At 69.7% G+C, this 8,802-nt stretch carries 13 protein-coding genes and 1 pseudogene; 10 read left to right on the forward strand and 4 right to left on the reverse strand.

Translation table 11 applies throughout. The annotated features are described in order from the left end of the window. Positions 1-38 precede the first annotated feature (38 nt). From BLQ73_RS32580 to BLQ73_RS20615, 9 genes are all read left to right on the forward strand, one after another. Positions 39-893: a hypothetical protein gene (locus BLQ73_RS32580; RefSeq protein WP_093172338.1), complete on the forward strand. Its 855-nt coding sequence runs from the start codon at positions 39-41 to the stop codon at positions 891-893. A gap of 166 nt (positions 894-1,059) precedes the next feature. Further along, on the forward strand, positions 1,060-1,335 hold the full coding sequence (locus tag BLQ73_RS20580; protein WP_093172340.1) for a hypothetical protein: 276 nt from the start codon (positions 1,060-1,062) through the stop codon (positions 1,333-1,335). Positions 1,336-1,391: 56 nt separating this feature from the next. Beyond that, positions 1,392-1,622 (forward strand): hypothetical protein, encoded by a 231-nt coding sequence (locus BLQ73_RS20585; protein WP_093172342.1) that lies wholly within the window; start codon positions 1,392-1,394, stop codon positions 1,620-1,622. A 200-nt stretch (positions 1,623-1,822) separates the two neighbouring features. Beyond that, positions 1,823-2,599 (forward strand): peptidoglycan recognition protein family protein, encoded by a 777-nt coding sequence (locus BLQ73_RS20590; RefSeq protein WP_093172344.1) that lies wholly within the window; start codon positions 1,823-1,825, stop codon positions 2,597-2,599. Positions 2,600-2,622: 23 nt separating this feature from the next. Further along, a complete protein-coding gene (locus BLQ73_RS20595) occupies positions 2,623-3,219 on the forward strand; it encodes a hypothetical protein (protein WP_093172346.1) in 597 nt (198 codons plus the stop codon). A gap of 65 nt (positions 3,220-3,284) precedes the next feature. Then, positions 3,285-3,599, forward strand: a complete 315-nt coding sequence (locus tag BLQ73_RS20600) for a hypothetical protein (protein ID WP_143020354.1) — start codon at positions 3,285-3,287, stop codon at positions 3,597-3,599. A gap of 44 nt (positions 3,600-3,643) precedes the next feature. After that, positions 3,644-4,267: a Thoeris anti-defense Tad2 family protein gene (locus BLQ73_RS20605; protein WP_093172350.1), complete on the forward strand. Its 624-nt coding sequence runs from the start codon at positions 3,644-3,646 to the stop codon at positions 4,265-4,267. 24 nt (positions 4,268-4,291) lie between these two features. After that, the gene (locus BLQ73_RS20610; RefSeq protein ID WP_093172352.1) at positions 4,292-4,543 is read left to right on the forward strand and encodes a hypothetical protein; all 252 of its coding nucleotides are present in this window, start codon (positions 4,292-4,294) and stop codon (positions 4,541-4,543) included. Further along, on the forward strand, positions 4,540-4,899 hold the full coding sequence (locus BLQ73_RS20615) for a hypothetical protein (RefSeq protein ID WP_093172354.1): 360 nt from the start codon (positions 4,540-4,542) through the stop codon (positions 4,897-4,899). Before BLQ73_RS20610 ends, BLQ73_RS20615 begins: the two co-directional genes overlap by 4 nt. Before the next feature lie 16 nt (positions 4,900-4,915). Here the strand turns inward: BLQ73_RS20615 and BLQ73_RS32585 are convergent, their stop codons facing one another. The 4 genes from BLQ73_RS32585 to BLQ73_RS20635 form a co-directional block, all read right to left on the reverse strand. After that, positions 4,916-5,350, reverse strand: a complete 435-nt coding sequence (locus BLQ73_RS32585) for a hypothetical protein (protein ID WP_245691221.1) — start codon at positions 5,348-5,350, stop codon at positions 4,916-4,918. Between the two features lie 116 nt (positions 5,351-5,466). Continuing rightward, entirely contained in the window at positions 5,467-6,546 is a 1,080-nt protein-coding gene (locus BLQ73_RS20625) for an MAB_1171c family putative transporter (protein ID WP_143020355.1), read from the reverse strand. A 10-nt stretch (positions 6,547-6,556) separates the two neighbouring features. Continuing rightward, complete coding sequence (locus BLQ73_RS20630; protein ID WP_143020356.1) at positions 6,557-7,063, reverse strand: hypothetical protein; 507 nt, start codon at positions 7,061-7,063, stop codon at positions 6,557-6,559. A 16-nt stretch (positions 7,064-7,079) separates the two neighbouring features. Next, on the reverse strand, positions 7,080-7,523 hold the full coding sequence (locus tag BLQ73_RS20635; protein ID WP_176955571.1) for a helix-turn-helix domain-containing protein: 444 nt from the start codon (positions 7,521-7,523) through the stop codon (positions 7,080-7,082). 239 nt (positions 7,524-7,762) lie between these two features. On the opposite strand from BLQ73_RS20635, the pseudogene BLQ73_RS20640 reads away from it, so the two are divergent. After that, positions 7,763-8,802: pseudogene (locus BLQ73_RS20640) on the forward strand (hypothetical protein); the annotation flags it as partial.

Consider the following 8,802-nt stretch of genomic DNA (forward strand, 5'->3'; position numbering starts at 1 on the left):
GCGAGCGGCGTCCCCTCCCGCCACCGGAAGGAACACACATGCGACTCGCGATCCTGGTCATCACCCTGATGACCGCCCTACTGCTCCCCACCGCCGCCCACGCGGCCGATCCCGCAGGCATCTTCACCGCCCCCACCCCCGGCCACACCACCCCCACCGGCACCCCGATCACCGTCGCGGCCACCGCCGACGACGTGTGCAGCGCCACCATCGCCCTCCACACCCCCACCGGCGGCAAAACCGTGCTGGCCACCACCCCCGCAAACCCCACCTGCACCGGCGAAACCCGCCTCTCAGGCAGCTTCACCCCCAACACCCCCGGCGACTACAGGCTCACCCTCACCGGAAGCGGCCTCCACCTCGCCGAAACCACGCTGACCGCCGCCACCACCCCGGCCCCCGCCGCCGCCGCCACGGTCACCCACACCACCACCGCCGCCCCCACGGCGACCCCCACCGTCACCGCAACGGCAACCACGACGGCGACACCGAAGCCCCGCCCCACCGCCACCCGCACCGTGACCGCCACCCCCAAACCCCGCCCCACCGCCACCATCACCAAGACCGCGACCCGCACCATCCACGCCCCCGCCCCCGTCGCGGCTCCGGCCCCCGCACCGGTCTACCTCCCCACCACCCCAGCGCAGCCTGAGCCGGTCACCCTCCCCGAAGCCGCCCCCGCCGCCACCACCACCGTCACCGCCCAACCCGACCTCGCCACCCTCATCACCCTCGCCAACGCCGCCAAAGGCACCCCCACCGGCAGCGGCGGCGGAGGCAGCATCACCAGCGCGATCATCCAGACGATCAACACCCTGATCGGCCTGTGCGCCCTCGGCGGTGTCCTCTTCATCGGCAACCGCGTCCTGCGCAAGCGCGGCGAACGCCACTAATAACCCCCACCCCTAGGTCTGCCCCGGCCACCACACCGGGGCAGACCCCCACCCCGCAGGAACGCACGTGAACCCACGCCCAACCCCCGACGAAACCATCCCGTGCGGCCAATGCGGAGCCCGACCACACGAGCCGTGCCCACCCTTCTGCATCGGAACCCCCGACATGGACCTCACCAACACCTGCCGCGCCGAACGCGCCGAAACCGCCCTCACCGCCTACACCGAAACCGCCTACCTCAACCCGGCAGACCGCGACCTCACCGACCCCGAAACCCGCAAGGAAGCCGCCACCGACCTCATCGGCGACCTCCTCCACCTCCTCGACCGCGCCACCCCCGACTCCGTGGCCGCGTTCGAACACGCCTTCAGCGTCTACCGCGAAGAACTCGCCGACGACGACCCCGGCGACCAACTCCCCCTCAGCGACACCAACCACTAACCACCCTCCCCGGGGGCCCCACGAGCGGCCCCCGGGCGCGCACAGGAGCCGCGACCATGCCCAAGCCGAACCGCCGCTACAGCTTCGCCGTGTACTTGACCGCCACCGCCCACGTGGACGCCCCCGACGCCGCCACCGCCCACAAGCGCCTCCACGACCTCGCACCCCGCCACGTCACCCTCACCAGCCTCAACGTGGAAGGCGACCCCGAAATCATCGAGGTCGTCCCGCCCGACCCCGACCTGAAGCCCGCCACTGAAACCACTGTCACCGCCATCCCCGCCTAACCCCCGCACCAAGCTGCGCAGCCCGTCCAGCCGCGTTCCCGCAGCTAGACGGGCTGCATTGTGCTGGTCACAGCGCAGCTCCCCGTAAACGACCACCCACAGCAGACAGCCACGCGCAACGGGGTGAGACGCAAACCCCAACCCCGCGAAATCCTCCCCACCCTGGACCCGCCCAAGGGACCGGGGGAGGGGAGGAACCCGTGCGCACCATCCGCGCCGCCAACTACACCCGAGGCCGCATCGCCCCCATCCGCGTCGTGATCGTTCACACCATGGAGACCGGCGAGACCAGCAGCGTCGCCGAAAACGTCGCCAACTACTTCGCCAACCCCGCCACCCAGGCAAGCGCGCACGTGTGCGTCGACAACGACAGCGAAATCCGCTGCGTCCCCGACTCCGACACCGCATGGGCCGCCCCCGGCTGCAACTCAGACGGCCTCCAACTCGAACTCGCAGGCCGCGCCGGACAATCCAAATCCGGGTGGGCAGACCCCTACTCCACCGCGCTCCTCAAACGCGCCGCACGCATCACCGCCACCTGGTGCAAGAAGTACGGCATCCCCGCCCGCCGGCTGACCCGCGCCGAACTACGCGCCGGCCACAAGGGCATCGCCGGCCACGCCGACGTATCCGCCGTCTACAAACGCTCGGACCACTGGGACCCCGGCCACGACTTCCCCTGGGACCGCTTCTTGACCCTCGTACGCGACAACCTCGACAACAACCCGCCCGCGCCCGGCAAGCCCACCGCCCCAGCGTGGCCACAGCGCATGCTCCACCACACGCCCGGCCAGCCGATGCAGCGCGGCCACGACGTCGAAACCTGGCAACGCCGCCTACGCACCCTCAACTACACCATCACCGTCGACGGCGTCTTCGGGGCGATGACCGCCGCCGCCACCCGCGTCTTCCAACGCGAAAAGAACCTCACGATCGACGGGGTCGTGGGCCCCAAGACCTGGCAAGCCGCCTGGTGACCCACCCCTCAGAAAGGATGATCATGAAAAGTGAAACCAAGCCCACCCCCATCAACGGATGGGGCCGACTCGCCCAGATCGTCAGCCTCACCAAACGCTTCACCGGCGACACCATGTTCTGGTCCCTCACGATCGACGGCCACGAACTGCCCTACTACCTGACACCCGACACCGTCATCCCGGTCCCTCACACCGAGCTGCCTTCAATCGTCCTGTCGCTGTACGCCGAACACATCCAAACCGACCACCACCTTCGGTTCCTCCGCAAGGTCGGCGACTCCTACCAGGACGTACCTCACGAAGACCGCTGGGTAGTGCCGCCAGCGGCGCCACTACCGAATCCCCCCGCCGACCCCGCGCAGTGGGGAGACAAGACCAGATTCCCGTCCCTCATCCAAATCCGCCGCTTCGGCGTCCGCCAGGAGCAGTGGGCCCTCCTCATCGACGGCGAGACGTTCCCCTACCTGCTCGGCGCGGAATGCACCGTCCCCATCGGAACAGAGGACACGCGCACAGCCATGCCCCGCGTCCAGGTGACACTCCTCGCCGAACGCCTTCTGGTCGACCTGGAGGGCCCCGGCGATCCCCGGATGGCCCCCCGAACCGAAACGGCCTCGTGACCAGCACCCCGTGACCTGCTTTGGCGAGCCCGCAGGCCCGAGACCCATCCCCTGAAGGAACCTCCATGCCAACCGTGAAGATCACGATGCGTCCGCCCGGCCTGCTCTCCCGCCTCTGGTACCGGCGCATCAACCAAACACCCCCCGCCCTCGAAGGCTCCACCAGACCCACCGGGCACCTCGCCCGCCTCGTCCCCTACCCCCTCCGCCGCTTCCACCACGCCTACGCCACCGCGCGCGGCTTCTTCTGGCTCCCGTGCCCCCTGTGCGGCCACGAGTTCGGCGGACACGAAGCAGGCAAAACCATCCCCGACCCGGCCACCGGCCCCAACCGCGGCCGCGGCATCTGCTCCCGGTGCAGCCGCACCCACCCCGAATAAGGAACCCCGTTTCACACCACACCGCGCCCGACCCGCCCACGTCCATGGTGCCTGCCGACTGCGACGCCTACATGCCCTATCTGGACAGCTTCCGGGAGATGGCCTCGACGGGACAGATTCCAGCCCTCCCCAACGGCACCTTCATCTCCGAGCCGCTCCCCGCCTTCGGCATGCCGAAAGCAACCCTGCACGCCCACCACCTCACCCCCGGTGAAGCCGTACTCATCGGAGACGACGAGGGGTGCAGAGCAGACGCCGTCTACGAAGGCGACAAAGAGGTGACCCACTCCTCTGGCGTTCCGATCCACCTCTCAATGTTCCGTCTCCGCCGCATCTACCACATCGACGACATCCCGACCGCACCCAACGGAGAAACACCCATGCGCTACGACGAGGCCCTCACCCACCTCCACAACGGCGCCCGCGTCGCCCGCCGAACATGGCTGCACGGAGCGCCCGCCGAACCCGCGTGGCTGGTCCTGGTCCCCGGCTCCACCATCACCGTCGAAGCAGACCGGCCGATCGGCAAAGCCGCCCCCGAACTCGTCGGCCGAAAGCTCACCTACGAGCCGCACGTCGACCTGGTGAACCCGCACACCGGCCGCGTCCGCGTCTACCACCCCACGCCCGAAGACCGCGCCGCCGACGACTGGCACATCTCCTACTAATCCCCGGAAGGAACCACACCCCTCGTGGAAGCCCGCCGCTGCCTGACCTCCGACCGCGCCCTCTGCGGAGGCCCCGCCGCGTGCGGAGGATGCGAACCCCGCGCCGCCGATACGTACTGGATCGTCCTCGACGCCCTTCTCGCCGAGCTGCCCACCGCTCCCACGCCAGGCGTGGGACTCCCCGCCAGGGGGGAGGCTCGGCCGCCGACGTGGCGGGAACGCGTCCGCAACGCCACCAGGGCCTTCCGCAGTGATCACAGGAGCAGCACCCAGTGACCACCACCCAAGCCCTGATCACAGGCGGGTTCTTCGCTACCTTCATCGCTGTCTTCGCACTCTGCCTGTGGACCACGAGCAGACTGATCGACCACGGCATGCATGTGATCGGCGCGATCGTCGGGCTAATGGCCTTTCCCGCCTACTTCCTCCTCGCCATCCCCTTTGGAGCACTGCTCAACGCCACCAAGCCCCCCAAACCCGGCCCCGCCGCCCCGCCCTCTCCGGCCTCCGTCACCGTCGAGATGGACATACCCGACCCACCCACCGAAGCGGCATGCCGCCAAGCCATCCAAGACCGCCACGCCGCAGGCCAAATTCCCGAGGGCACCCCTATCGTCGCCCGCTGCCACTAACCCGAGGAATGCGGGCCTACAGCAGGACGGCGAGCGTCACCCACGACGCGCCCGCGCCCGCCGCGCCGCCGGCCACGACCTGGCCGGCGGTGTGGTCCGCGAGGGCGACCCGTGACCAGCCGATCGCCGCCACCACCACAGCCCCCACCGCATACACCCAGACGGGCGGGAGTACCTCGGCGAGCATCACCACCGACCCCGCGGACACCGCCGTGTGAAACGAGACCTTCCACCACAGCGTGATCGGCCCGACAACGGCGAGCGTCGCGAGCATCACCGCCACACACGCCACCATCACCATCGGCGCCCCGAACACCACCAGCACGGCGAGCGCGGCCACCACCAGGCCGACCACCACCCCGATCAGCAGCGGCCGCTGCGACCTGACCGTGAGATGCCGATCCCCGAACCTCCCCGACCGCACCCCCGCCGTGATCACCAGCGCACCCACACCACCACACCCCACCGTAGGAACCAACCCCCACGCGACACCCGCCCACCCGTCCGCCGCGGCCCCCACAGCCAGCGGCAGCCCCATCACCCAATGCGCGGGAGCCAACACCTCCGTCACGACACGAGCCGCACCCGCCCCTCTGCCGGGGTGTGCTTGAACTCTCGCGCTACCTGCCTCAGCCACCGCGTCTCCTCCTCGATACCGCTGCCGGACGGTCCTGGAATCCTCCCCGAAGGAACCCCCGACCCGGAACCCGCCCGCGCCGCCCGAAGCGCCCGATGCAGCCACGCCGCGACCTGCCGCGGGTCCCCATCGCCGGGCGGCGGCACCGCGGCCGTGAGCGACAGCATCCCGTCCCGGATCTCCAGCACCCGCCGCGCCAACCGGGCGTCCAGCGAACCCCGCACCCGGAACGCGATATCGGGGTACTGGGCGACGATCGCCGCCCACACCGGCCGCAACTCCCGCAACACCCCCAGCGTCCGCGCCCGCGCCCGGACCGCATGCCACGCCGGGATCGACGTCCCCACCACGATCCCCGCCACACACGCAAGGAACGTCACCCGCCCCAGCAGCCCCCACTCCACCACACCCCACCCCGGCCGCAGCAGGTTCGCCGCGTTCACGGCCAGGACGTGCGCCCGGTTCACCACCCCCGCCGCCATCGCCGCCGCCGAGACCACCAACCCGACCCTCAACAGGCCAGGCGCGACCCGCGCATAGGAGGCGAACATCCACCCCGCCGCCGCCAGGCACACCATCAACCAGCCGTCGAACCCCAGCAGATACAACCGGCCCGACAACGCCGTCTCACCCGCACCGGTAGCGCCGTCCACCCAGTAGATCCGGCCGCCCCGCACCGTGAACATCACCACCAAAAACGCCACAGCCGCCGCCAGCGACGGCCAGATCCACCGCGCCCTCGACGACCCCCGCGCGGCGCGGCTGATCACCTCCACATAGGCGAGCAGGCACGTCGCCGACAACAACCCGGTCACATGCCGGCCGAGCGTCGCCCACTCCATCCCCGTCGTACTGTCCAGCCACGCCACCACCGGCGGCGCCGAGAACACCCGCGACACCGCCAGCGCGGTGAACGCCCCCCACAGCATCCGCTGCGCCAGCGACGTCCGCGCCGCCCCGACCCGCGACAGCGCCGCCCCCCACAGCAGCACCAGCGCAACCCAATCCACCACCGACACCTCAGCGGCCTCCACCCTCATACCCGAACGTCTGCTCAATCATCGACAACCCGCTACCGTCCCGGTGCGGCCGGCTACTCCGCAGCAGAACCATCGTCGCCAACTCCTCAGCTTCCCGCTCCTCACGCGTGTCGTACCGGGACCGCGCCCGCACCCGGCCACTCCCCGCCGCAGCCTCCACCGCCTGCACCACCGGCCCCAGCAACCGCGCGAAAGCCGCCTCCGCATCGTTCACCCGCCCGTGGTCCAGCAGCATGTGACTCACCTCATGGATCACAATGTGCGACCTCAACACCCCCGCCGCACCCGGAGCGACGAAAATGTGATCCTGCCGCCGTGTGGCAATCCACAGCCCGCACACCGCCGCCGGAGCATCCAACGGCAGATCATGCATCTGGATACGACGCCCCCGCACCCGCTGAACCTGCGCACAGAACTCCCGCAGCGTGAACGGGTAGGGGATAGGCGCCGACGCGAGCGCCGACAACAACACCGGGGAAACCCGCACCAGACGCCCCCGGGGGTCAGCCGTCTTCGCGGTCGAACCACGCCCGGTTCACCGCGTCGGCCTCCGCATCGTCAAGCCGCTCAGCCACCCGCATCGCCTCGACCATGCTCGCGATGGCCGTCATCGAAAAATCCGACAAACCCGTCATACGTTCGGCGATGTTCCGCACACCGAGCTCCGCGAGCCCCGCCCGTATCCGGCGCGCTTCCTCACCCGCCGCCGCGTCTTCGACAGGGAGCGGGAAGTCGCCACCCGCCAACCAATCCAAACTCTTCCCCGTCAACTCGGCGAACGCCCTCAACTGCTCCAACGTCGGATTCGTCTTATCGCCCCGCCGCAACTGCCCCACATACCCATACGTAGTCGCCACGCCGAGTTTCCCCAACGCCCTGGCCGCCGCACGGTTGGTCAGCCTCTTCTCCTTCAGCGCCTCATCCAACCGCTCGGCGAAAGTTCCCACCGCGCACCAACCCATCTTCGAACAGCCCACTCAACTGGGTTCCAACAGTACTCGCAAAGACCGGAAAAGCACCCCCACTGTTGACAAAACCCCTACCAGAGCGGTCCAATCAAGCCCCCGCATGGGTACTGGTGACCACCACAGCGCCCGCGTCCTCCCCACAGACAACGAGCACCCACCACCCCCGGCAGGAAACTACTGTTGGAGGAGCTCGCACGCTGCACCAAGGAGCACCGCACGTGACCAACCCCACCGGTGGCGACCTGAGTTTCATCGTCAACGTGTTCTCACGGGCCACGCTCGACACCGACACGAAATTCGGGCCTCTCGACGCGCTCGCCACCGAACTCGCGCTCATCGAAGACCGCGAAAAGCTCCTGCTCGCCCTCATGGCGCTCGAATGCGACCGGCTCATCCGCGAAAACGACGTCGAACCCAAACGCCTCGTCTCCCACCTCCAGCAGAAAACCCCGCTCGGCCGCGGCAAAACCTTCATCTACAACCTGCGGAAACAAGCCCCCGAGGCGCGACGCCTCATCAGCGCGATCCTCCGCCGCGAAGAAACCCTCCTCGAACGAGCGATCAACGACCCCGGCGCCGACCACGCCTACCGCATCACCAACCAGATCCGCCTGATCGAGATCCGCGCCGCAGCCAAACGCCTCCTCGACCACGACGACAACACCTCCGCCTCGCCGGGAGCCGCCGCAGGAGCCGCCGTCGTTGTGCCGCCGGCCGCCGCCGCAGCAGCCATCGCCGCCGCGGAAACCACCCCGCCCCTGGCCACCCTCGCCGGCAGCGCCTTCGCCCAGATCGCCGGACTCGCCGTGACGAAAACCGTCGCGGCCGTCGCCGCGACCGGCGTCATCGCCGCAACCCCCGTACTCCTCACCAGCGACCCCACCCCGCCAGAGGCCCTAGCAGCACCCATCGCCGCACCACCCTCCACCACCGCCCCGGTCCTGCTGCCGCCGCGGCAAGAGCTACCGCCCCCGCCGGTCTCCACACCGACCCCTCCGCCGCGCCCGGCCACCACCGTGCTGCCCGTCCACCTACCGCCCGCCGCCACCGCGTCAACCAGCGCCTCGCCGTCGACGTCCCCTACAGGACACACCCTCACCATCACCACCACCCCCGCCCACCACACCACCACGCCCCGCGTGCCGACCGCCACCATCGCCCCACCACCACCAGCGTTGAAAACCACCCCGCCCCCCACCACCCCGGCACCGGCGCCGACCAGCAGCGGCCACCAGCCGACGACCACACCACCGACTCC

Source organism: Sinosporangium album (assembly GCF_900100605.1).
Classification (GTDB): domain Bacteria; phylum Actinomycetota; class Actinomycetes; order Streptosporangiales; family Streptosporangiaceae; genus Sinosporangium; species Sinosporangium album.

What these genes read in the sequence shown, in the direction of transcription:
- BLQ73_RS20585 (WP_093172342.1), top strand. Translation starts at nt 1,392, where the DNA reads ATGCCCAAGCCGAACCGCCGCTACAGCTTCGCCGTGTACTTGACCGCC.
- BLQ73_RS20580 (WP_093172340.1), top strand. Translation starts at nt 1,060, where the DNA reads ATGGACCTCACCAACACCTGCCGCGCCGAACGCGCCGAAACCGCCCTC.
- BLQ73_RS32580 (WP_093172338.1), top strand. Translation starts at nt 39, where the DNA reads ATGCGACTCGCGATCCTGGTCATCACCCTGATGACCGCCCTACTGCTC.
- BLQ73_RS20595 (WP_093172346.1), top strand. Translation starts at nt 2,623, where the DNA reads ATGAAAAGTGAAACCAAGCCCACCCCCATCAACGGATGGGGCCGACTC.
- BLQ73_RS20605 (WP_093172350.1), top strand. Translation starts at nt 3,644, where the DNA reads ATGGTGCCTGCCGACTGCGACGCCTACATGCCCTATCTGGACAGCTTC.
- BLQ73_RS20600 (WP_143020354.1), top strand. Translation starts at nt 3,285, where the DNA reads ATGCCAACCGTGAAGATCACGATGCGTCCGCCCGGCCTGCTCTCCCGC.